This window comes from Paenibacillus nasutitermitis, assembly GCF_014641075.1.
Classification (GTDB): Bacteria; Bacillota; Bacilli; order Paenibacillales; family Paenibacillaceae; genus Paenibacillus_Z; species Paenibacillus_Z nasutitermitis.
In genome coordinates this window covers 1835353-1858726 of sequence record NZ_BMHP01000002.1, presented here as the reverse complement: position 1 = coordinate 1858726, position 23374 = coordinate 1835353, and the positions used below count along the sequence as shown (strand labels likewise).

Annotated in this window: 19 protein-coding genes; 17 read left to right on the top strand and 2 right to left on the bottom strand. The window is 47.9% G+C overall.

What is annotated here, in order from left to right; translation table 11 throughout:
* Positions 1 to 33: 33 nt before the first annotated feature.
* Positions 34 to 1377: an SGNH/GDSL hydrolase family protein gene (locus IEY46_RS18720; RefSeq protein ID WP_188993511.1), complete on the bottom strand. Its 1344-nt coding sequence runs from the start codon at positions 1375 to 1377 to the stop codon at positions 34 to 36.
* A gap of 345 nt (positions 1378 to 1722) precedes the next feature.
* Between IEY46_RS18720 and gltB the strand changes: the two genes are divergently transcribed.
* Together gltB and IEY46_RS18710 are read left to right on the top strand one after the other, a co-directional pair.
* A complete protein-coding gene (gltB, locus tag IEY46_RS18715; protein WP_188993509.1) occupies positions 1723 to 6327 on the top strand; it encodes a glutamate synthase large subunit in 4605 nt (1534 codons plus the stop codon).
* 1052 nt (positions 6328 to 7379) lie between these two features.
* Positions 7380 to 7532, top strand: coding sequence for a hypothetical protein (locus IEY46_RS18710; protein ID WP_188993507.1), 153 nt, complete (start codon positions 7380 to 7382; stop codon positions 7530 to 7532).
* Between the two features lie 64 nt (positions 7533 to 7596).
* Here IEY46_RS18710 and IEY46_RS18705 read toward each other — a convergent pair whose 3' ends face one another.
* Positions 7597 to 7965, bottom strand: a complete 369-nt coding sequence (locus IEY46_RS18705) for a helix-turn-helix domain-containing protein (protein ID WP_188993505.1) — start codon at positions 7963 to 7965, stop codon at positions 7597 to 7599.
* Between the two features lie 306 nt (positions 7966 to 8271).
* On the opposite strand from IEY46_RS18705, the gene IEY46_RS18700 reads away from it, so the two are divergent.
* The 15 genes from IEY46_RS18700 (at position 8272) to IEY46_RS18630 (ending at position 23372) form a co-directional block, all read left to right on the top strand.
* Positions 8272 to 9006 carry a YveK family protein gene (locus IEY46_RS18700; RefSeq protein WP_188993503.1) on the top strand — a complete coding sequence of 245 codons (735 nt, stop codon included), beginning with the start codon at positions 8272 to 8274 and terminating at the stop codon, positions 9004 to 9006.
* On the top strand, positions 8987 to 9676 hold the full coding sequence (locus tag IEY46_RS18695; RefSeq protein ID WP_188993502.1) for a CpsD/CapB family tyrosine-protein kinase: 690 nt from the start codon (positions 8987 to 8989) through the stop codon (positions 9674 to 9676). The genes IEY46_RS18700 and IEY46_RS18695 overlap by 20 nt, the downstream gene beginning before the upstream one ends.
* Before the next feature lie 253 nt (positions 9677 to 9929).
* Positions 9930 to 10817: a UTP--glucose-1-phosphate uridylyltransferase GalU gene (gene galU / locus IEY46_RS18690; RefSeq protein ID WP_188993500.1), complete on the top strand. Its 888-nt coding sequence runs from the start codon at positions 9930 to 9932 to the stop codon at positions 10815 to 10817.
* A 56-nt stretch (positions 10818 to 10873) separates the two neighbouring features.
* Positions 10874 to 11533: a sugar transferase gene (locus tag IEY46_RS18685; protein ID WP_229750399.1), complete on the top strand. Its 660-nt coding sequence runs from the start codon at positions 10874 to 10876 to the stop codon at positions 11531 to 11533.
* 35 nt (positions 11534 to 11568) lie between these two features.
* Complete coding sequence (locus IEY46_RS18680; RefSeq protein ID WP_188993496.1) at positions 11569 to 12507, top strand: GDP-L-fucose synthase family protein; 939 nt, start codon at positions 11569 to 11571, stop codon at positions 12505 to 12507.
* A gap of 29 nt (positions 12508 to 12536) precedes the next feature.
* The gene (gene gmd / locus IEY46_RS18675; RefSeq protein ID WP_188993494.1) at positions 12537 to 13526 is read left to right on the top strand and encodes a GDP-mannose 4,6-dehydratase; all 990 of its coding nucleotides are present in this window, start codon (positions 12537 to 12539) and stop codon (positions 13524 to 13526) included.
* Positions 13527 to 13550: 24 nt separating this feature from the next.
* A complete protein-coding gene (locus IEY46_RS18670) occupies positions 13551 to 14942 on the top strand; it encodes an O-antigen ligase family protein (RefSeq protein ID WP_229750360.1) in 1392 nt (463 codons plus the stop codon).
* On the top strand, positions 14935 to 15876 hold the full coding sequence (locus tag IEY46_RS18665; protein ID WP_188993490.1) for a glycosyltransferase family 2 protein: 942 nt from the start codon (positions 14935 to 14937) through the stop codon (positions 15874 to 15876). The genes IEY46_RS18670 and IEY46_RS18665 overlap by 8 nt, the downstream gene beginning before the upstream one ends.
* Positions 15877 to 15891: 15 nt before the next feature.
* On the top strand, positions 15892 to 16872 hold the full coding sequence (locus IEY46_RS18660; RefSeq protein WP_229750359.1) for a GDP-mannose 4,6-dehydratase: 981 nt from the start codon (positions 15892 to 15894) through the stop codon (positions 16870 to 16872).
* A gap of 46 nt (positions 16873 to 16918) precedes the next feature.
* Positions 16919 to 17983, top strand: a complete 1065-nt coding sequence (locus IEY46_RS18655; protein ID WP_188993489.1) for a glycosyltransferase family 4 protein — start codon at positions 16919 to 16921, stop codon at positions 17981 to 17983.
* A gap of 4 nt (positions 17984 to 17987) precedes the next feature.
* A complete protein-coding gene (locus IEY46_RS18650) occupies positions 17988 to 18548 on the top strand; it encodes a putative colanic acid biosynthesis acetyltransferase (RefSeq protein WP_188994012.1) in 561 nt (186 codons plus the stop codon).
* On the top strand, positions 18545 to 19780 hold the full coding sequence (locus IEY46_RS18645) for a glycosyltransferase family 4 protein (RefSeq protein WP_188993487.1): 1236 nt from the start codon (positions 18545 to 18547) through the stop codon (positions 19778 to 19780). The genes IEY46_RS18650 and IEY46_RS18645 overlap by 4 nt, the downstream gene beginning before the upstream one ends.
* Before the next feature lie 28 nt (positions 19781 to 19808).
* Positions 19809 to 20690 (top strand): UDP-N-acetylmuramate dehydrogenase, encoded by an 882-nt coding sequence (gene murB / locus IEY46_RS18640; RefSeq protein ID WP_373288826.1) that lies wholly within the window; start codon positions 19809 to 19811, stop codon positions 20688 to 20690.
* A gap of 30 nt (positions 20691 to 20720) precedes the next feature.
* Positions 20721 to 22049, top strand: coding sequence for a UDP-N-acetylglucosamine 1-carboxyvinyltransferase (locus IEY46_RS18635; protein WP_188993482.1), 1329 nt, complete (start codon positions 20721 to 20723; stop codon positions 22047 to 22049).
* Between the two features lie 12 nt (positions 22050 to 22061).
* A complete protein-coding gene (locus IEY46_RS18630) occupies positions 22062 to 23372 on the top strand; it encodes a flippase (RefSeq protein WP_188993481.1) in 1311 nt (436 codons plus the stop codon).
* The last annotated feature ends 2 nt before the right edge of the window (positions 23373 to 23374 follow it).

Below are 23374 nucleotides of genomic sequence, written 5' to 3'. Positions count from 1 at the left end.
TTCCAACAGGCCTTCAGGTGGTAGGGGCCTCCTTTAGGAATTGATAAAAGCAGCTTGCAGAGGCTTGCGGTAAACGACCTGATAACCTAGTCCCCTGGAGAGCGCGGCGAGCGGTAGGTAGGTAAACGAGTTTTTGCCGTTTTGCTGCAGATAAGGCGGTGTCTCCAAGGGCACAGGAATGCCGTCGACTTTCATCGTCTTGGCGCCGATCGTAAAGGCAACGACTTTGTTGTTCGCCTGAATGGTGGCCGTCTTTGTTTTGGCATCCCATGCCAGCTGTGCTTTCAAGGCATTCGCGATATCGCGCATGGGCAGGAAAGTCGTGTCGTTTTTGAGAATCGGTTTGTTGCTTCCACTGAGCGCGCCGCCGTTAATGACGATATTCAGCGGTACGTCGGCGGGAAGCGGAGCAAGCTCGCGGTACTCGCCCCAGATGCCTTTGGCGAACGCTTTGCCCATCTGCTCGTAACCGGCCTGCTTGGGATGGATATCCCCTTGGAGAATGCTGGTATAGGCCAGTTCTTTGCCCATAAACGGTTCAGACACGTCAACGGTGGTCACCTTATAGCCCTGGGTGCGGAAATTGGCTGCGACAGCTTCGTCGAGCTCGCGCAGTTTCTTCACGGCACCTTGAAGAACGGCATATTGCTCATCGGTAATCGCTTTGTTGAGCGTGGATGGCTTGGGTACAGGGAGATACTGGTCGGCAAAAACGAGCTGGGCGCCCGGGTTGATGCCAAGCGCAGCGGTCAGCGCGCCCTCCAGCGATTGCTTGTAGCTTTCCAGCATGGTATCGATCCAGGCCTGGATATCGTCCGGGCTCATAACACGCTGCTTGATTTCATCGAATAAGGGCAGGAAATCATTGCCACCGATCGTCATGACGATCAAATCGGCCTGCTCCAGCGTCATCCGCAGCTCCGCAGATTTGGCGAGCGTTTCGGGAGCGAAGCGATACTTTGAGATGCCCGGCTGGATGTCGTCTGCTGTTGCGCCTGTACCGCTCTGGGCAGCCTCCAGCCACTTGCGCAGTCCTTCCGATTTCAGGCCAAGGACGCCGAAATTTTTGAACTCCGCAGCTCCGTGATACAAGGCCTGCTCATACACGCGGTCGGCGTACCCGTAAGGCACGGCGTTTTCGGCCAGGCCATTCTCATAGCCAGCCGTTAAAGAATCGCCGACAGCGGCGATGCGCAGCGGCGCGCTTAGTGCGGGGTCAGCTGCCGTTTCGTTCAAGCCGGCAGCATAATGGACCGCGGCCGGGCGGGTTGTTGAGGGGGTCTTCGCCGCTTGCTCCGCATAAGCGGCGGTGCCGGTCATCAGAGAAGCTGCCAGTACGCAGGCGGCCAAATTCGTTTTCCTGAAATTGCTGCTCAATCTTTCCACGTCCTTTTGTTAAACTGTAGGAAAGCAATCTTCAACCATTGCGCTGCTGATTTTAAAAGATATCTTATCAGCTCCATAAAAATATTAAATTGATATCATTATGGGGTGATGATAAAATAAAATAATAACGTTTTGCAGCGTTTGATCGAAAAAATGCTGATGATGGCGGGCTTTCCCGTAACTTTCATGCAGCGATTATGACTTGTTCATTTTTCGCCGGTTTGGTATGCTGTATGCTCACCATAGCTTCATTCTAAATGAAAACCTGGCGAAAATGAAGACGGATCTTTGGTATATCCCGGTTATCACAAATTTCTCATAGAAAGGTTGCACGAAATGAAAGAGAATCGTTATGGGTTGCCGCTGAAGCAAGGCCTGTACGATCCGCAATTTGAGAAAGACGCTTGCGGTATGGGCTTTGTTGCTAACATCAAAGGAAAAAAATCACATGCCATTATTCAACAAGCCCTGACGGTGCTGGAGAATATGGAACATCGCGGCGGTCAGGGTAGCGAGCCGAACACGGGTGACGGAGCAGGCATTATGCTGCAGATTCCGCATGGTTTCTTCGCCCGCGAGCTTAAAGCGCAGGGCATTGAACTGCCGGCAAACGGAGAGTATGCGGTAGGCATGCTGTTCTTGTCGCAGGACGAGGCTCTGCGCAGCAAACACGAGCGCGAACTGGAAGCCATTATTCGCGAAGAAGGCCAGACTCTGATCGGCTGGCGTACGGTACCGACGAATGATGGGAAGCTTGGCGAGTCCGCCAAATCCGTGAAGCCATATGTGCGCCAAGTGTTTATCGGGCGCAGCGCGGACATTCGGGATGAGCTTGCTTTCGAGCGCAAAATCTATGTCATCCGCAAACGTTCCGAACACAACATCCGTTATTCCGGCGCTGAAGGCGCTGACTCCTTTTATATCCCCAGCATGTCGAGCAAGAAAATTGTCTACAAAGGCATGCTCACGACGGAGCAGGTTCGTTCATTCTATCTGGAACTGAATGATGACTCCGTGGAAACAGCCCTAGCGCTGGTTCACTCCCGGTTTTCCACCAACACGTTCCCCAGCTGGGAACGGGCTCACCCTTACCGCTTTATGATTCACAATGGAGAAATTAACACCCTGCGCGGCAATGTGAACTGGATGCATGCGCGCCAGACCTTGTTTGAGACCGAGCTGTTCGGTTCCGATATGGATAAAATCAAGCCGGTAATCGATTCTGACGGCTCCGATACCGCCATGTTCGACAATACGCTGGAGTTTCTGTATCTCTCCGGGCGTTCGCTTCCGCATGCTGCCTTGATGATGGTTCCCGAACCCTGGTCCAATCATGAGGATATGGCTGACGACAGGAAGGCGTTCTATGAGTATCACAGCACCCTGATGGAGCCTTGGGACGGTCCTGCGGCGATGGCATTTACCGACGGCACGCAAATCGCGGCTCTGCTCGACCGCAATGGACTTCGTCCCGCTCGTTACTACGTGACGAAGGATGACGTTATTATACTGGGATCGGAAGCGGGTACGGTTCCGATCGAGCCGGAGAATATTTTGTATAAAGACCGCCTGCGTCCAGGACGGATCCTGCTGGTGGATACTAAAGAAGGCCGGATTATTCCGGATGAGGAAGTCAAAGCGCAGATCGTGAAGGAGCATCCTTACCGGGACTGGCTCGATGAGCATCTTGTCGGGCTGGATGATCTGCCGGATGCGCCTGAGCTTCCTGAACCGGACCATGCCACGGTGCAACAGCGCCAGCAGGCCTTTGGCTATACCTTCGAGGATTTGCGCAAAGTGCTGGAGCCGATGGCTGGCAGCGGTGTTGAGCCGATTGCGTCCATGGGCTACGATGCGCCGCTCGCCGTTCTCTCGGAACGTCCGCAGCGACTGTACAGCTACTTTAAGCAAATGTTTGCCCAGGTGACGAATCCGCCGATCGATGCCATTCGCGAAGAGATTATTACGGCGACGGGAACAACGCTTGGTCCTGAACGTAATTTGCTTAATCCAGAGCCTGAAAGCTGCCGTCATATCCGTCTGGCTACACCGGTTCTCTCTAATGAAGAGTTTGCCAAGCTGCGTCATGTGCGCCGCCCGGGCTTCAAATCCATTACCCTGCCGATTCTGTATGAGGCAGCCGACGGTGAAGCCGGCCTGCGCTTCGCGTTGACCCAGATGTGCGAAGCGGCAGACCGCGTAATCGGCAAAGGCCATAATATTCTGATCTTATCCGACCGCGGCGTGGACCGCGAGAATGCGGCCATTCCGGCCCTGCTCGCCGTCTCTGCCCTGCATCACCATCTGATCCGCAGAGGCACGCGTACCAGGGTCTGCCTGCTGCTGGAATCGGGCGAACCGCGCGAAGTCCATCATTTTGCCCTTCTGCTGGGTTATGGAGTCAGCGCCATCAATCCGTATCTGGCATTTGAAACGCTCGATGACATGATTAGCGAAGGCTTGCTGCGCGGCGTAACGCATGAGAAAGCCGTTAAGAATTTCATCAAAGCGGCAACCAAAGGCGTTGTAAAGGTTCTTTCCAAAATGGGGATTTCCACCATACAGTCCTACCGCGGCTCGCAAATTTTTGAGGCTGTCGGTCTGAAGGAAGAACTGGTTGACGAATACTTCACCTGGACGCAATCCCGTATCGGCGGTATAGGCCTCGATGTGATTGCCGAAGAGAATCTGAAGCATCACAACCGCGCGTTTGCCGAGCAGGAAGGCGCTGAGAAGGAGCTTGATTCCGGCGGCGAATACCAATGGCGCAAGGACGGCGAAGACCATCTGTTCAGCCCGCAAACCATTCATACGCTGCAGATGGCATCGCGTTCTAACGACTATAAGCTTTACAAGAAGTTTTCGGCCCTCGTTCAGGGCGAAGACAAGAAGCATCTGACTTTGCGGTCGCTGCTTGATTTCAAATCAGATGCTGAGCCGATTCCGCTGGATGAAGTGGAATCCGTGGAATCCATCGTCAAACGGTTCAAAACCGGCGCCATGTCTTATGGTTCCATCAGCAAAGAAGCCCATGAATCCCTGGCAATCGCGATGAACCGTATTGGCGGCAAGTCGAATACAGGCGAAGGCGGCGAGGATCCGGCCCGCTTTATCCCGGATGCGAACGGAGATTCCCGCCGCAGCGCCATTAAACAGGTTGCTTCGGGACGCTTTGGCGTAACAAGCGAATATCTGGTTAATGCCGACGAGATCCAGATCAAGATGGCGCAGGGCGCGAAGCCGGGCGAAGGCGGACAGCTGCCTGGCCGTAAAGTGTATCCCTGGGTAGCTGAAGTGCGCGGATCTACGCCTGGTGTAGGTCTGATTTCACCGCCGCCGCATCATGATATTTATTCCATCGAGGATTTGGCGGAGCTGATTCACGATCTGAAGAATGCGAACCCGCGGGCCCGCATCAATGTGAAGTTGGTTTCCGAAGTAGGCGTCGGAACCATTGCCGCCGGCGTAGCTAAAGGCCGTGCGGACGTTATTCTGGTCAGCGGCTATGACGGGGGAACGGGAGCTTCGCCGCTGGCATCGATCCGTCATGCCGGTATGCCTTGGGAGCTTGGTTTGGCGGAAACGCATCAAACGCTCATGCTGAACAATCTTCGCGACCGTGTCGTGGTGGAAACCGACGGGAAAATCATGAATGGTCGCGATCTTGCCATCGCCGCTCTTCTTGGCGCTGAGGAATTCGGCTTTTCCACGGCACCGTTGGTCGTACTGGGCTGCATCATGATGCGTGTCTGCCAATTGGATACCTGTCCGGTCGGCGTAGCGACGCAAAATCCCGAGTTGCGCAAGAAATTCATGGGTGATCCAAGCCATGTCGCCAATTATATGCTGTTTGTTGCGCAGGAGCTGCGCGAAATTATGGCGGAGCTTGGTTTCCGCAGCGTACAGGATATGGTGGGACGTGTGGATCGTCTGGAGACGAAAACGCTCATTAACCACTACAAGATCAAGGGCATTGACCTGACCCGCCTGCTGCATCAGCCGGAGCTTCCAGAAGGGGCTGCGCGTTACTGCATCCAGGAGCAGGATCACAAGCTGGATGAATCGCTGGATAGACAAAAGTTGATTCCGATCGCCGAGCGCGCGTTGGAAAGCGGGGAGAAAATCCGCGCAACGCTGCCGATCCGCAACATCAACCGTGTTGTCGGCACGATCCTGGGCAGCGAGGTCACCCGCCGCTTTGGAGCGAAGGGTCTGCCCGATGACACCATATCGTTCCACTTTATCGGCTCGGCAGGACAAAGCTTCGGCGCGTTCGTACCGAGAGGCATTACACTTTCGCTGGAAGGCGACTCCAACGACTATGTCGGGAAGGGACTTTCCGGCGGGAAAATTATCATCGCACCTTCGCCGCAGGCGACGTTCAAGGCGGATGAGAATGTCATTATCGGAAATACCGCGTTGTATGGCGCAACGAACGGAGAAGCCTATATCAGCGGTATTGCCGGCGAACGGTTTGCCGTACGGAACTCGGGAGCCCGAGTGGTTGTAGAGGGAGTAGGCGATCATGGCTGCGAGTATATGACCGGTGGCCGTGTCGCTGTTCTGGGCGGCACCGGCCGCAATTTTGCCGCAGGGATGTCGGGGGGCGTCGCCTATGTGCTCGATGAGGCCGGTGATTTCTACAAGCGCTGCAACATCGAAATGGTGCTTCTGGAGCGTGTGGAGGACCCGAGGGAAGTCACGGAGCTGCGCGCGATGATTGAGCGCCATGTGACCTATACGGGTAGTGCGATCGGAGAGCGGATTTTATCCGACTGGGAGACGTTCTTGTCGAAGTTCGTAAAAGTTATTCCGAAGGATTACAAACGAATGCTGCAGCAAATCGAGAAGATGGAACAGTCCGGCTTAGCCGGCGAGGAGGCCCTTCTTGCAGCCTTCGAAGCGAATATGAAGGAGCTGGCCCGCGTAGGCGGCAACTAGCCATTAAATAGCCGGAAATGCTGCAAGAGAGCATGACAGAAAGACGGTCCGAGTTTCTCGGACCGTCTTTTTTGTTGATTCTATAGTAGCTCCGGGAATGAAATATCCAGGCAGTGAGGGGAATAATCTGTTGATGATTCGCAATAAATTAAGCGGATTTCAGCCCGTGGCCTTCAGAGGGCGATAGTCTTATTTTTAATTAAATTAAATTTATGAACGAGCGATTCAATTCAGACGTTGAGGGGTAACTAATGAATTAGAACGGCCGGTTTTATAGCTGTGAACGAAAGCCTTCACACTCCTATAAGGCCGGTTTTTGCTGTGGAGAAGTTGATTTATGAGGAAATACCAGGGAATTATGAGAGAAACTTAATCGCCTTTTTCGTTATAATAGACCCAAAAGCGTCTATCCTAACGAAACATTTAATAGGGATGATTCGTTTTAGTAACTACAGTCTTTCCAGCGTGAGTTTATTCACGTGATGCCGGCAGGACAAAATACACCTAGTATCTGTATTATCGTTACCCAATCGTGTTAAATGAATAGCAATTTCCATTTTTTTAGTTAATTCGACAAAAAGACAAGAAGAAAGTGCGCTTGTGACATTCACTAAACGACAACTTAATCGAAACAAAGCGGTTACAATGGTAACAGCCTGCAACAGCTGAAGGATTTAATAGGTCTAAGGAGTGATGTAAGGTCATGATAAATTATAGCGAAAGAATTTCTGAAAAGAATGACTCAAATCAAAAAACGATAATTGATATTCAAATGATCATAGAGCAGCTCGGCATATCAAAGGAATGGACCGATAAAGTTAAAGCTTAAGCGTAAGGCCGGTTTCTATTAACGGGAATCTTCTTCTTGAAATGTTTCTCAAACAACCCAACATAGATGACAGATGGTCTTTGTATGTAAGAAAAGAGAATTCTTATATACAAGGACTTTTTAATTACAGGTCGTTTGAAATGAGTGTTGAATAAGGACCAATTAACCAGAGAAAGCATTTGTATGGGTGTCAGAACACAAAAAGCTGAGGTGTTGATTTGGAATGAATTCAAAGAATCAAAAGAATCATGAGAAGAATGTCCATGAGATGGATGAGCAAGTGGAGCTTGATGTGCGGGATATTGCTCAGCAGCTGGGAATCCCGGATCATACCCTGGAGCAAGTTGTTACATTATTAGAGAAGAAAGAAGGATGAGCACAAAAAAAACCATAGTTGGCTCAGAATAGCAGCCGATCTATGGTTTTTTGTTTGAAAAAATCTAGTTCATCATTCTCTCCGCGCGTACAAAGGCGATGAAACGCCGAGCTTCTTCGACAGACAACTTCCGGCCATCTATGGTTAAAGCGAAATTCTGTAGCAATTGCTCATCCGCCAATTCTAATTGATCGACAAACTGGCGTATGGGATCATCCAGGATAGCTTGGGGAGAATTTGTTCTTCCTACAAGGAAGTCAACAGAAACATGGAATAGGTCGGCAAATTTCGATAGTGTTTCTGTGTCGGGTTCTCTGCGGTTTTTTTCATAATGGGATAATGCAGCTCGTGAGATTCCCAGTGAAGCAGCGGTATGTTCCTGAGTCCACCCCCTATCATCCCTCAGTTTGGAAATGCGGTTTCCTATGTTCATAATACTCCTCCTAACCAGCCTTACCAACATATTAATACTAAACGCTTTCAATTGCATGATATGAAACAAAACGTAGCAATGGTGAAAAAACTATGAAAAAAAACTTGACATGTTACATTCTGTATCGTAAAGTAAACAGTGAAATTGATACATAACGTATCATACATGTTATTCAGTATTACCACAATTATTTTTTATATTCTTATATGTCACCATGTTACGACATTATATTGCAAGGAAAAAATTGGTTTTTATTAAAAAAATCGCATAAAGGATATTATCCTGATGCTACAGGAGGCACCAAACGTGGAATTGAAACATTATTTTAAAATTGTTATCAAGAAAATATGGCTGATCGCTATCATTGTCGCCATTGGTTGTATTATAGCCGGAATCAAAAGTTATTATCTCACAACTCCCCTGTATCAGGCTAATGCGAAATTGATTGTCAATCAATCCTCCCAAAATGCGGGGGCTGTCAATATGAACACTCTTCAGATGAATATTATGCTCATTAATTCGTATAAAGAAATTATCAAATCGCCTGCTATCTTAAATAAGGTATATGAAGAGTACCCGGAATTGAAAGTAAGCCCAGGCAAAATATCGGTGGCCTCGGCGAATAATTCTCAAATTATGAATTTGATCTATGATGATACTTCCTATGAGAATGCCGCTAAGAGCATTAATGCCATAGCAAAAGTTTTCAAGGAACAGATTCCTTCCATTATGAACATTGATAATGTCACGATTCTGAGCGGGGCTATTGAGGTTGGTTCGCCAAGCCCTTATAATTCCAATCCTCCGATGAATATAGCGATTGCCATTGCCGTATCGTTAATGCTTGGGCTGGGACTTGTATTTCTGCTTGATTATTTGGACAACACCTATAAAACAGAAGCTGAGCTTGAGAGCGATCTTGGGCTCCCGACACTTGCTCTGGTTATGAATATGAATAAAGAGGACATTCGGCCCCGTAATCAATCTTCTTCCAAGAACAAGAAAGTAGGTGAAGGCGCATATGCGACAATCAACCGGTGAGAGTCATCTGATCACGCTTTTGAATCCTAAGTCGCCCATATCGGAGTCGTACCGTAAACTGCGGACGAATATACAATTCTCTTCATTGGATACACCTATGAAGGTGTTGATGGTAGCCTCGGCCCAGGTGGATGAAGGCAAAACCACGACAATCAGCAATCTGGCTATCGCATACGCACAAGAAGGCAAGAAAGTGCTGCTGCTGGATGCGGATTTGCGCAAACCGTCCCTGCACCGGGTCCTGTCCCAGAATAACCGCAATGGCTTGACCAATATTTTGACAGATCAGATTAAATGGCGGGATGCGATTAAAAGCACCGAAATTGAAAATCTGTCTGTTCTTGTTGCCGGGCCAATTCCGCCTAATCCTTCTGAAATTCTAGGTAATCACCGAATGAATTCGCTGCTTGAGGAACTTAAGGAGCAGTTTGATATTGTGCTTATCGACACCCCGCCGATTCTTGCTGTGACGGATAGTCTGATTGTGAGCGCATTATGCGATGGCGTTATTATGGTAGTCTCTGCAGGCAAGGTAGACAAAGAACTGGTTAAGAAGGCCAAAGCGAGCCTGGAGCACGTGAATGCGCGTATCATTGGTGCTGTACTGAACAATATCAACCGCAAGGATATCAAATCAGGCTTTAATTATGTATACGGCGTCGCGGAATAAAGAATCCATAAACTCTTAGCCGTAAGCGCCATACAGGTAATGTCTACTGTACCTTTATCACTGTAGGCACTCGGTCACGCTGTGGGTCGCAATGACCTTAGACATTATTGTCAAGGGTGTGATGTGAGGGGGGGTTGGATGCCCCCACTAAAAATACGAGCTATCGATTTTTCTCCACTTGCGAAATCGATAGCTCGGATTTTTAGCACTATGACCACGAAACAAAAAATAAATAGAGATAGGGTGAAGATGAATGAAGAAAGTGAGAAAAGCTATTATTCCTGCTGCAGGTATGGGGACCCGATTTCTGCCAGCCACCAAAGCAATGCCCAAGGAAATGCTGCCTATCGTCGATAAGCCAACGATCCAGTATATTGTTGAGGAAGCGATCGCTTCCGGTATTGAAGATATTATCATTGTGACCGGCAGAGGGAAGCGGGCCATTGAAGATCATTTTGACATTGCGCTGGAATTGGAACAAAGCTTGATGGAAAAAGGCAAACTGGGCATTTTGGAAGAAGTCCAAAAATCGTCGAATGTCGACATTCACTACATACGTCAAAAAGAGCCAAAAGGACTCGGCCATGCCGTTTGGTGCGCGCGCAATTTCATCGGTGACGAACCGTTCGCTGTCCTTCTCGGAGACGATATTGTCGTATCTGACGAGCCATGCACCAAGCAACTGATTCATCAATATGAAAAAACAAATCGTTCCGTCATCGGGGTTCAAGCCGTATCTTACGAGCAGACAGAACGTTACGGCATCGTCGATCCTGTGGATTCCAATGGCAAGCTTCATATGGTTAACCGTTTCGTGGAAAAGCCGAAGCTGGGCAGCGCGCCTTCCAATCTGGCGATTATGGGCCGTTATATCCTCACACCGGAAATTTTCTATTTCCTGGATAAACAGGAGAAGGGCGCGGGCGGAGAAATCCAGTTAACCGATGCCATCCAACGGCTGAACGAAGTACAGGGCGTGTTTGCCTATGATTTTGACGGTACCCGTTACGATGTGGGCGAGAAGCTCGGCTTTATTACGACGACCCTGGAATTTGCACTTCGCAATGATGAACTGCGCATTCCGCTGCTTTCTGTTTTGGAAGGCATGCTGGAACGTGAACACTCCAATAAGATTATGTAAAGATGAGGTGATTCCAGGTGGCTCCTACTCCACAAAGAAAAGAAGGCGAAGGTGTTCTGGAGGGTGCCTCTCTGTACGGAACTCATCCCCTGGAGAGGAAAAAGTCTAAACGTTCCTATTTGATGATGAAACGCGCTATGGATATTATCATGGCTTTTATCGGTCTTGTTTGTATTAGCCCGGCATTTATCGTGATCGCCATCATCATCAAAATGGAGGACCCCAAAGGTTCGATCTTTTTTCATCAGGTACGGATCGGCAAACACGAGAAGCCATTCAAGATGTTCAAATTTCGTTCCATGGTCTCGAACGCCGAAGAATTGCTGGAGGATCTATTGGCCAAGAATGAAATTAACGGCGCCATGTTCAAGATGAAAGAAGATCCGCGTATTACCAGGATCGGGAAATTCATCCGTAGAACGAGCATTGACGAGCTTCCGCAATTGTGGAATGTTATCCGCGGCGATATGTCGCTGGTCGGTCCCAGGCCGCCGCTGCCAAGAGAAGTTGAGGAATATACGAATTACGACAAGCTTCGCCTGAAAGTGACGCCGGGCTGTACAGGCTTATGGCAGATCAGCGGGCGCAATGAGCTGAGCTTTCATGAAATGGTGCAATTGGATCTGCTTTATATTAAGAAAAGAAGCGTCCTGTATGATATCAAGATTATATTGAAAACGGTAAGAGTACTTCTGGGATCTAAGGATGCTTATTAGGCATCCGGGAGAAGCCAAGGATTGAGGGTGAAATAATGGATTTAAACGCTAAAATATATGTTGCGGGCCATAAAGGTCTGGTTGGGTCCGCAATTGTGCGCAAGCTTGAAGAAAAAGGGTATACGAATTTGGTTATGCGAACAAGTAAAGAGCTTGATTTAAGAGACCGTCATGCTGTTCTGCAATTCTTCAAGGAAGAACAAATCGAATATGTGTTTCTGGCGGCTGCTAAGGTCGGTGGAATCGCTGCTAATAATGACTACCCGGCAGATTTCATTCGTGACAACCTGTTTATTCAAACGAATGTCATTGATGCGGCATATCAGTTTCATGTGAAAAAGCTCTTATTCCTCGGATCAACATGCATTTATCCTAAATTTGCGCCTCAACCCCTCAAAGAAGAATATTTGCTCACAGGTGAATTAGAGCCGACGAACGAGCCCTATGCCATTGCCAAAATCGCTGGAATCAACATGTGCCAGTCTTATAACCGGCAGTACGGCACCCGCTTTATCTCCGCGATGCCGACGAATATGTACGGCCCCAACGATAATTTTGATTTGAAGTCTTCTCATGTACTTCCGGCTTTGATCCGAAAGTTCCATGAGGCCAAGATGAAGGGCGAAGCTTCTGTCGAAATATGGGGGACAGGTAAGCCCAAGCGCGAATTTCTGCATTCGGATGATCTAGCTGAAGCTTGTTTATTCCTGATGAAGCATTACGAAGACAATGAAATTATTAATATCGGCGTTGGCGATGATATCGCCATACATTCATTAGCAGAGATGATCAAATCGATTGTCGGTTACGAAGGCGAGCTTACATTCAACTCTTCCATTCCGGATGGAACGCCGCGGAAACTGGTAGATGTCACGAAAATACATGCGCTCGGCTGGACAGCTCAAATTCCGCTGGAAGAAGGTATTCGTTCCGTGTACGCAGCTTTTAATGAGGAACAGCTTGCAGCCTACTAAATTACATTTTATTCTGACGGAGGAATCATATGAAAAGAGCATTAATAACGGGTGTTACGGGGCAGGACGGTTCTTACTTGGCTGAATTGCTTCTGTCAAAAGGATATAAGGTATACGGATTGCGCAGACGGACCAGCACACCGAATTACGAAAATGTCGAGCATATCAAGGATCAAATTCAATGGATATCCGGCGATTTGGGTGATCTGGCTTCGCTTATCGAGGCTGTGCGGATCTCGGATCCGGATGAGGTTTATAACCTGGCCGCCCAATCGTTTGTTGCCGCTTCGTGGCCGCAGCCTATTGCTACGGGGCAAATGACGGCTCTGGCTGTCACCAATATGCTGGAAGCTGTTCGGATCATGAAGCCATTGGCTAAATTTTATCAGGCTTCCAGCAGTGAGATGTTCGGTAAAGTTGTCGAAACTCCCCAGAAAGAGTCGACGCCATTCTATCCGCGCAGTCCATACGGTGTAGCAAAGCTCTATGGCCATTGGATAACGGTCAACTACCGCGAAAGCTTCAATATGTTCGCGTGCTCGGGGATTCTGTTCAACCATGAATCGCCGCGTCGGGGACTTGAGTTTGTGACCAGGAAGGTTACGGACGGGGTGGCCCGGATTAAACTGGGATTGCAGTCGGAGCTGAGAATGGGAAATTTGGATTCCTTGCGCGACTGGGGTTTTGCCGGTGACTACGTCAAAGCGATGTGGCTTATGCTGCAGCAGAATGAACCCGATGATTATGTCATCTCTACGGGTGAAATGCATTCGGTTGCGGAACTTCTGGAAACGGCGTTCTCTTATGTCGGCCTTAATTACAAAGAATATATTGTATTGGATCCGGAATTTGTCCGGCCGGCCGAGGTTGATCTTCTTCTGGGCGATTGTACGAAAGCAAAGGAACAGCTGGGATGGAAACTTGAGGTGGATTTCAAACAATTGGTTCATATGATGGTGGATGAGGATATGAAACGAGTAAAATCAGAGACGCGTTATTATGAGTTAATGAGGTCATAGGTGCTCTCAGGTAGGAGAATCCGTATGAATTTTTTAATTTATATCGCAGCTTTCCTATTTCCGCTAGATAATTTTCCCATCATGTTCGGAGCGGCTTATAAACCAATTTCCTTGGTTTTTATCGCTCTTTTTTTTGCTTTTAATTTTCCTCACATCCTGAAGCTGTCATACAAAAAAACCGAGCTTTGCGTATTAATTATTGTTATCTGTTCCATTGTTGTTACATGCTTCAGAAATATTGAGTTTCATTACTCGTTTGTAGGCATGAATGATGCTTTATCCTCTTTATTGGCCGGGCTTGTTATCTATTTGAGCTTCAAAGTCTATGTCCAGCGAAATTCAGAGGATGGCGCTTATATCAAGCTGTTTAAATGGATTATTCGAGGTTATGGTCTTGCATTGGTTATCGGGGTTCTGCAGCTGCTCTTTATTTATGTGCTGCCCAGCGGGGCGCTCAGAGGACTGATTGGCTTGTTTGTTGAACGAACGGCCTACATCCAGGCGCATCGGCTTCATTTCAGCTTCTCCGAGCCATCGTATATCGGGCTGCACACCAATTTGCTGCTTATCCCTGCCTATCTGATCCTGAGGCATACGAATAATCTTTCGCGTTATGATAAATGGATTGTTTTTCTGTTTATCCCGATTTCCATTTTTTCGCTCTCGATCCGGTATTTCGTGGATTTGACCATTCTGTATCTGGTGTATGTGTTTGCAACGTCAAAGTCCAAGGATTTCATGAAGGTGATTTTGAAATTTGCGGTTTCGGCGGGAGTACTTTTCCTGCTGCTTCAGACCGTGCTTGTGCAAAATGTATTTAATCTGGAATCTTCGCATTATTACCGGATATTGCATCTGTACGAAGACCCGTCGAAGATTTCAAAGGATGATTCCTTCAGTATCCGGATCACGTATTCCAAACTGGGGATATACTCGTTCGGAGACAAACCTTGGCTTGGGTATGGACTTGGCAATTATTATTACGGCTACATGAACCACCTGGACAAGATTCCGGCAAGGGACTTCAAAAAAGACGGCGAGCTGTATAATGCCACCAACCATTTAAGTCTGCCGCAGTACAATATGTATACGAGGTTGTTATCTGAATTTGGTGTAATGGGCATAGCGTTATTTCTGTTTACAGCGGCTTTCATACTTTCCTTCAAAGGTAGGAATTTCTCGAAAATGATTCTCATTTTGCTGTTAGTTGCCTTGCTGCAATTTGATTCACTGGCCTTCATACAGTTATTTTTCTGGCTCGCGCTGCTGCAGAGTCCTTTCATATCGAAATTACAGATCTATAAGCTTCGAGCTTCGAAAGTCGCGCATGCACAACAGATTCCCAATCGGAGTTCCGCTTACGATTCCAGGGAAGGATCATTAGTAATTATGGCTAAGCAGGTGACACATGGGTAATTTGGTTTCCGTCATTATGACGACATATAATGAAGAACTAGTCTGGGTCAAAGAGGCGCTTGATTCTATTATGACCCAGACTTACAGCAACATGGAAGTCATCATTGTTGTCGATAAGCCGGATGAACAGGGAGTCATTGCCCTTCTCCGCCAATATGAAGCCCGTTATGAACAGGTGAAAGTATTGGTGAATGAGCGGAATATTGGGCTTGCTCTAAGTTTAAACAAAGCATTCGCGGTCGCCCGCGGAGATTATATCGCCCGTATGGATGCAGATGATATTTGCGAGCCCGAGCGGATTGAGCTGCAGGTTCAGCTTCTGGAACAAAATCCGAATATTCATCTGGTATCGAGCAACTGTAAATACATCGATTCCGATGGCGTTTTAACAGGCGAACAGAAAATCGGCAGCAAGCGTCCTGACAAAGTTAAGAAAGGCTTGATGTATACCAATTTCCTGATTCATCCGTCGTGGCTGATGCGCCGTGAGGTTTTTGACAAACTGGGCGGTTATCGGGAGTTTGAATGCAGCCAGGATTATGATTTTCTGCTGAGAATGATCAGCCAGAACTATCATATTCTGCTGACAGAACAGAAGCTGGTCCGATATAGACTGCGGGACAGCAGTATTTCATCATCCCGAGGCTTCAAACAATATTTGATAGCCAAATATATTCGTAAGCTTCATGATGAAAGAGAGAAAAGCGGGACGGATTCGTTCAGTCTCGAGTCATTGGAGGACTATTTGTCCAAAAACCAGCTTCAATTAAAAAATGAAAAGTTTACGCAGTCGCATCATAAATTTACGGATGTACGGCAAGCGGGGAGCAAGCTGGATAAGCTTACGAAGGCTTCAGCTTGTTTGTTATATTCCAAATACAGCAGGGATCTGCTGATTAATTCCGTCTTTTATAAATTTGCGATTCGAATGTAAGGAAGGAGGGCGCTGATGATGAAGACCATACTTGTAACAGGGGGAGCAGGATTTATCGGTTCCCACCTGTGTGATTACCTGCTGGATCATGATTATAAAGTGATCAATATTGATAACTTTAACGATTTTTATGATCCCGAAATAAAGCGAGAGAATATCGGCGGCCACCTTGACAATGCGAACTACGTGTTGATGGAGGGCGATATCCGGGATCTGGGTTTTCTGGAGAGCATCTACAGCAACCATTCGATTGACGCCGTTATTCATTTGGCCGCTATGGCGGGTGTCAGGCCATCGATCGTCAATCCGCTGCTGTATGAAGAGGTCAACGTCCGCGGGACGATTAATCTATTGGAGACCAGCCGCAAATATAAGGTGAGCAAGTTTGTTTGCGCCTCTTCCTCCTCCGTCTATGGGAACAACGAAACGACTCCTTTCTCCGAAACGGACGTTGTGGACTTCTCGATATCTCCTTATGCGGCTACGAAGAAATCCTGTGAAGTATTGGGGCATGTCTATCATCATCTTTATGATATGGATGTGATTATGCTCCGTTTCTTTACCGTATATGGGCCGCGGCAGCGTCCGGATCTGGCGATTCATAAATTCACGGATTTAATATCCCGGGGCAAGGAGCTTCCTTTCTACGGCGATGGTTCAACCAGACGGGATTATACGTATATTGACGATATCATCGACGGGGTATATAAATCGTTAAAATATCTGGAGAACCATGAGGATGTTTACGAAATCGTCAATCTTGGAGAATCGCAAACAATATCGCTTGCGGAAATGGTCAAGACGATCGAGAACGAGCTTGGAAGCCAAGCCAATCTCAAGCGGCTTCCGATGCAGCCTGGCGATGTGGAGAAGACCTATGCCAATATAACCAAAGCCAAAGAATTGCTGGGCTATAACCCGCAAACCAAATTCGAGACGGGCATCGGGAAATTCGTCGAATGGTACCGGAACGAGAAAGTGAAAATATCAAACTAACTCCGGAATACCGACATTATGAACTTACAGGATCAGGTGAAAATGGATGAGAAAAATCTGTCTGGTTGGTCAATTTCCTCCGCCCGTCCACGGATTATCCAAAGCGCTGCAAATCATGCTGAATTCGCGGCGCTTCAATGAGAAGTTTGCATTGTCTTTTGTGGATATCAAGGATAATAAGAAGATAGCCAATCATTTAAGCCAGGTGGGCAGCAGCAGCGCGGATATTTATTATTTCACGATCTCCCAGACGAAAATGGGAAATTTGCGGGATATGTTCATCTTGTGGCGGCTGCTCGGCAAGAAGAAAAAAGTAGTGATCCATTATCATGGCGGTTATTACAAACAGCTCTATAAAGCGTTCAATCCCATTCAGCGGGTTATGAACAAACGGCTGATTTCCCGTGTGGACACGATGATTGTGCTCAGCGAGAGCTTGAAGGATTTGTTCACGGATATTGTGAGTCCCGAGAAAATCAAAATATGTGAAAACTGCATCGAAGATGGTTCCCTTCTTAGCGAAGCGGAGTTTCAGGATAAACTGGATAAACTGGGCCAAGGCAAAGAGCGCCTTGAAGTCTTGTATCTAAGCAATTTTATCAAGAGCAAAGGCTATTTCGAATTGCTGGAGGCAGCTAACCGGTTAAAAAAAGAACCGGTTCTTTTTCATTTTGCCGGCAATTTTTTCAAGGAAGAGGATAAGCAGGAGTTCTTTGAATATGTGAAAGTTCATGAATTGGAAAATATCGTTCGATATCATGGGGTTGTAATGGGACAGGAGAAGAAAAATCTGCTGGCGCAATGCGATATATTCGCGCTGCCGACCTATTACCCGAATGAAGGCCAGCCGATCTCCATTATTGAAGCGATGGGGAACGGATTGACCGTTATTTCTACAAATCATGCGGGAATCCCGGATATTGTAACTTTAAATAATGGTTATTTGATCAGAAAGCAGCAACCAGAGGATATTGTCCTGGCCGTCCGGGAGCTGCTGGCGGACCGGAGCAAATTAGTTGCTTTTGCCCGGGAGAACAGAAAAACGACATTGATGAATTTCAAGGAAGCGGATTACATCAACCGCTTGGAAATGATCATGGATGAGGTCTGATACAATGAAGGTCGATTTAACCCAATACGATCAGTCGTGGTATTCCAGAGGCCGCAGCGGGTTGGTTGTTATTCTCTGGTGGTTTGTTCAGGGTACGGTATTCCGTTTCTCTCTCCATAATATGTACGGCTTCCGGAACCGGCTGCTGCGGATGTTTGGAGCGGATATCGGGCAAGGGGTGCGCGTCAGGCCCTCTGCCAAGTTTACCTACCCCTGGAAGGTGAAGATCGGCCATGATTCCTGGATTGGCGATGATGTGGAGTTCTACAGTCTGGATCAAATCAGCATCGGCAGCAATTGTGTCATTTCCCAGCATTCTTATTTATGCACCGGGAGCCATAAGCTGAACGATCCTGCTTTCGGTCTGATCGTCAAGCCGATTGTGGTCAAGGATGGGGCCTGGATTGCCAGCGATGTATTTGTTTGCCCGGGAGTGACCGTTCATGAATTGGGCGTTGCCGGAGCGAGGAGTACAGTCATGAAGGATATTCCGGCCAATGAAATTCATGTGGGCTACCCAGCCAAATATTTGAAAGACAGAGTGCGAAATGAGGTTATGGTATGAAGCGGAATATCGTATTTGTCATCAATTATTTCTATCCCGACTACGCTTCTACCGGCCAACTGCTGACGGAGCTTTGCCTCCATATCCAGGATGACTTCAATATCACGGTAATCGCAGCCCAGCCCGGTTATGCCGGCGAGGCGAACGAGGAAAGCAAGCGTATCACCTATGACAACCTGGAGAATATCCGAATTATCCGGATCAAGCTTCCAAAGGTGGATAAACAGAACAAATTAAGTAGGCTGCGATTTATTGCTACCTACTTTTTTTATGCCAATATTCTGGTGCAGCGGCAGAAAAACCTTGATTTTATTTATACGATTTCGCAGCCGCCTATATTGGGTGGATTAATCGGGACATTGGGGAAGCTGACCAAACGGGCCAAACATATTTACAATATTCAGGATTTCAATCCGGAGCAGGCCGAAGCGGTCGGATTCTCGAAGAACAAGCAGCTCTTCCGCGCAGCCCGCTGGGTAGATACCCTGAACTGCAAATATGCCGATCACATCATAACCGTCGGACAGGATATGCAGGAGACCTTGCTCAGACGTTTCGCCGACCGGAAGGTTACGAAGAATACCGTCATTAACAACTGGACGAACGAGCAGGATATTATCCCGCTGTCCAAGCAGCATCCCAAAGTGGCCGAGTTTATTGAAAGCAATGGCTGGCAGGATAAGTTCATCGTCATGTACTCCGGAAATTTAGGGCTGTACTATGATCTGGAGAATGTGATCAAGATCACCAAGGAATTCAAGGATAAGAAGGATCTTGTCTTTGTGTTTATCGGTGAAGGCGCCGTTAAGAAGCAAATGCAGCAGTTCGTGGATGAGAATCAACTGCAGCAGGTTTATTTTCTGCCTTATCAGCCCATTGAGAATATCAAATACTCGCTTAATGCCGCCGACGTTCATATGGTGGTTAACCAAAAAGGGATTAAAGGCGTATCGGTCCCCAGCAAAATCTATGGGGTCATGGCGGCTGGCAAGCCCGTCTTCGGCGTCCTGGAGCGAGGCAGCGAAGCTCATCGTCTGATCGAGGAAAGCCGCTGCGGCGTTGTATCCGAGCCGCAGGATTATGAGGAAGCCATCCATAACCTGCGTCAGTTGTACGAAATGGACAGACAGGAGCTTGCGGCATCAGGTATGCGGGGACGTTCCTATCTGGAGGAACATTTGCGCAGAGAGCTTTCGCTTGAGAAATACAGAAATTTGCTGCTTTCCATGTAAATTCATTTCATTCCTGGAGGTGATTCGATTGTTTAATGATGTCAGCGCCGCGGTTACCGAAGGGTTTTTGTTGAAAACCGTTACGACAATGGGAGTAGGCGGGCCTTGTGATTATTACATTGTTCCTTCAACCATTGAAGAAATAAAAAGCGTTTCAGACATTTGCTCGGAGAAGGAGATCCCACTTCTGGTTATCGGGAATGGATCCAATATCCTTGTCGATGATTCAGGGTTTAGAGGGGTCGTACTTCACGTAGGCAAAGGGATGCGGAAATTCCAAATCGAGAATAACGTCCTTCAAGCTGAAGCAGGCGTTCCAGTACCGAGAATTGCTTTCCACATGGCCAAAGAGGGCAGAGCAGGTTTTGAATTTATGGCAGGCATACCCGGAACGGTAGGCGGAGCGGTCGTCATGAATGCAGGCTGCTTGAACAAGGAAACTTCATCCATTCTGCAGTCGGTAACTTACCTGGATTCAGATGGCAAGGTGCAAACGAAAAGCAAGGAGGAACTGGAGCTTCGTTTCAGGTCCAGTTATTTTCTTGGCCGGCATCATATCATCCTGAGTGCCGCATTCGACGCCAGTACCCTGGGAGACACAGAGGAAGTCATGCGAAATACAAAGGCTGCCGCAGATATTCGCAAAGGCAAATTTCCGATAAATGTTGCCACGGTGGGAAGCACCTTTAAAAGCCCGCCAGAAGGCCCTCATCCAGGCAGGCTAATCGAAGAAACGGGGCTGAAGGGTTACCGGATCGGCGGAGCCGAGATCAGCAGCGTCCATGCGAACTGGATTATTAATAAAGGCGAGGCGACCGCAGACGATGTGAAGAAGCTGATGGAAATCATGCAGAATACCGTTGCCAAACAGTTTGGCATTGAATTGGAGCCCGAAGTTTTATTCATATAGAAAAGCAAAATCTTGGAGGGAGAGATTACGATGGTACTAGCGTTAAAAAACAAAACAAATCTGATTTATGAGCCGTATTTGCAAATTGAGGGCGGCATTCCGCTGCATGGCGAGGTTTCCTTGCCAGGTGCTAAAAACTCCGCGCTGCCGGCTATAGTCGCTGCATGTTTGTCGGAAGAAGAGGTCGTGCTGCATAATGTGCCGCTTGAATTGAATGATGTTAAGCAGCTGACCAAGCTGCTGAACCAGGCGGGAGCGACTGTGAAGGTGGAAGGGGACAAATTGATCTGTTCCGGCAGGCAGTGGTCAGGGGGAACTTTGGACGGTGAATTGGCAGGTAAAATTCGCCATTCCTTGCTGCTTCTCGGATTGTCCGCCAACTGGAGAGCCAATATGTTTTTGCCTCTGCCAGGCGGATGCAATATAGGCAGCCGCAAACATGATCTTCATGTATTTGCTCTTCAGGAGCTGGGCTTTGCAATGGAAGAAAGCGAAATGGGACTGCATTTGAAGGAAAGCCAGCCGAAGAAAGAGGTTGAGTTTGAATTTCATTATCCCACTTTCGGCGGGACACTGAACGTATTATTCGCCGCTGTGAGATCGGGTTCCGTCGTTACTCTGAAAAACGCGGCTAAAAATCCGGAGATCATCGATGTGATTCAGCTGCTTCAGTCGATGGGAGCAGATATCGAATGGGTAGAGCCAAAAACATTGCGGGTCCGGGGTGTGGAAAAGCTTAAAGGAACGGATTATACCGTAATGAGCGACCGGATCATAGCCGCTACCATAATCGCTGCAGTAGGAGTAACGAAAGGCCAGGCTACAATCCGGAATGCAACAACGAAGGTGCTTGAGGAAGAAGTGAAGACTTGGCGTGAAGCCGGGCTTAGCATTGAAGAGGTTGATAACGGGATCCATGTCGAATGGAGGAAACCGCTAAAAGCTGTAGATGTTACAACCCGGGCATATCCCGGTTTCCACACAGATATTCAACCGCTTCATACAACATTGATGTGCAAGGCGCAGGGGACCTCCACGCTTACGGAAACGATATTGGATGGACGTTTCGCTTATTGCGAGGAACTAAACAAGCTTGGAGCAACCATTGAGGTATCGGACGGCGGCTTTCAGTGTGTGAACGGAGCGCAGGGACAGATTGCCAGAATCGTTGGAACCGGGGAGTTAAGAGGAACGGATGTAATGGCAACGGATATTAGAGGAGGAGCTGCAGTAGCTGTTGCGGCTTTGGGCGCCACCGGGACCAGCCGGATCACAAATCTGTATCAACTGGAAAGGGGTTATGGGAATTTCACGGAAATTTTCCAGGCTCTGGGCGCCAGCATTGTTAAAATCAATTAGGCATGGCTGACTATGACAAACTCTAAATCACGTCTGGCTCATCAGCTATGGACTACAATCGCAACACGGATACTGATTTTGTTTGGCGGCTTTATCGTATCTGTCGTTATGGCAAGGCTCCTTGGACCTGAGGGAAGAGGGATTGTAACAGCTGTCTTTGTCACCTCTACCATTGTGATTACACTTGCCGATCTGGGAATCAGACAGGCAACAGCTTATTTTTTGGGCAAGAAGCTGTTTCCGGCGAATGATATCGTGGCATCCGTAACGTTCATTTGGCTGATCACTTCCGTACTGAGTACGATCGTAGTCGGGATCTTCTATTATTTGCAATTTGGCGATCAATACGGCTGGACGATCTTCGTCATCGTTTTGGCTTCGATTCCTGTCAACTTGGCTGTGCAGTATTTTAAAGGCATCATGCAAGGGAAAGAGCGGATCGGCAACATCAACATGTCTGAGATCGTGAGGGTTTCGGCTAATCTGCTCGCCGTTATTTTACTGGTCTGGATATTTGATATGGGTGTCATCGGCGCTGCTCTGACGCAGTTGTTTATGGCTGCTTTCACGCTGCTGTATTCCATGTGGTCCAATCGCGATTTCAGTATCCGTATCCGTTATGTGCCGCAAATTCCGATGCAGCTGATCAAAAAAGGGTTCAGTTTTGCCATTGCACTGTTCATGCTGCAGCTGAACTACAGGGTGGATGTTGTATTCTTGAGCGCAATGTCCACTCCCTTCGAAGTCGGCATTTATTCGGTCGGGACTAATTTGGCGGAACTGATCTGGCAGCTGCCCGCGGCAATCGGAATGGTGATCTTCTCCCGAAGCGCCAACAGCAAAACCGAAGCGGAAGCCGTCAACCGGTCGGTTGTACTTATGCGTTATCTCGCGCCATTATTGATACTCGGCGGCATTGCGTTCTGGATTCTATGTCCGTTTATCGTCAATGTCCTGTACGGAGCGGAGTTTACTTCCTCTATCTCTGTAATCCGTTATCTGCTGCCGGGCGTTCTCGTTATGGTTATCGTGAAGATTCTTCATGCTGACCTGGCGGGTAGAGGATACCCGTTATATGCGTTATGGGTTTCTATTGCTCCCCTGTTTGTGAACATTGGAATGAATTTCTTTATGATCCGGTTGTACGGGGCGGAAGGAGCGGCGATATCCTCAAGCATTTCGTATACGCTAGCCGGGATTCTTTTTTTATGGGTCTATACCAGAAAAGAAGGCATCACGATCCGCTCGATATTTGCTTTAAAGTTAACGGATGTTCAAGCCGTTTTGAAACGATTTAAGAAAGTCAAATCAGTTCAGGGGTGACC

Bases quoted from the DNA above. Each gene is read 5' to 3' on its own strand.
- gltB (WP_188993509.1), top strand. From the start codon at position 1,723: ATGAAAGAGAATCGTTATGGGTTGCCGCTGAAGCAAGGCCTGTACGAT.
- IEY46_RS18710 (WP_188993507.1), top strand. From the start codon at position 7,380: ATGAATTCAAAGAATCAAAAGAATCATGAGAAGAATGTCCATGAGATG.
- IEY46_RS18705 (WP_188993505.1), bottom strand. From the start codon at position 7,965: ATGAACATAGGAAACCGCATTTCCAAACTGAGGGATGATAGGGGGTGG.
- IEY46_RS18695 (WP_188993502.1), top strand. From the start codon at position 8,987: ATGCGACAATCAACCGGTGAGAGTCATCTGATCACGCTTTTGAATCCT.
- galU (WP_188993500.1), top strand. From the start codon at position 9,930: ATGAAGAAAGTGAGAAAAGCTATTATTCCTGCTGCAGGTATGGGGACC.
- IEY46_RS18680 (WP_188993496.1), top strand. From the start codon at position 11,569: ATGGATTTAAACGCTAAAATATATGTTGCGGGCCATAAAGGTCTGGTT.
- gmd (WP_188993494.1), top strand. From the start codon at position 12,537: ATGAAAAGAGCATTAATAACGGGTGTTACGGGGCAGGACGGTTCTTAC.
- IEY46_RS18670 (WP_229750360.1), top strand. From the start codon at position 13,551: ATGAATTTTTTAATTTATATCGCAGCTTTCCTATTTCCGCTAGATAAT.
- IEY46_RS18665 (WP_188993490.1), top strand. From the start codon at position 14,935: ATGGGTAATTTGGTTTCCGTCATTATGACGACATATAATGAAGAACTA.
- IEY46_RS18660 (WP_229750359.1), top strand. From the start codon at position 15,892: ATGATGAAGACCATACTTGTAACAGGGGGAGCAGGATTTATCGGTTCC.
- IEY46_RS18655 (WP_188993489.1), top strand. From the start codon at position 16,919: ATGAGAAAAATCTGTCTGGTTGGTCAATTTCCTCCGCCCGTCCACGGA.
- IEY46_RS18650 (WP_188994012.1), top strand. From the start codon at position 17,988: ATGAAGGTCGATTTAACCCAATACGATCAGTCGTGGTATTCCAGAGGC.
- IEY46_RS18645 (WP_188993487.1), top strand. From the start codon at position 18,545: ATGAAGCGGAATATCGTATTTGTCATCAATTATTTCTATCCCGACTAC.
- IEY46_RS18635 (WP_188993482.1), top strand. From the start codon at position 20,721: ATGGTACTAGCGTTAAAAAACAAAACAAATCTGATTTATGAGCCGTAT.
- IEY46_RS18630 (WP_188993481.1), top strand. From the start codon at position 22,062: ATGACAAACTCTAAATCACGTCTGGCTCATCAGCTATGGACTACAATC.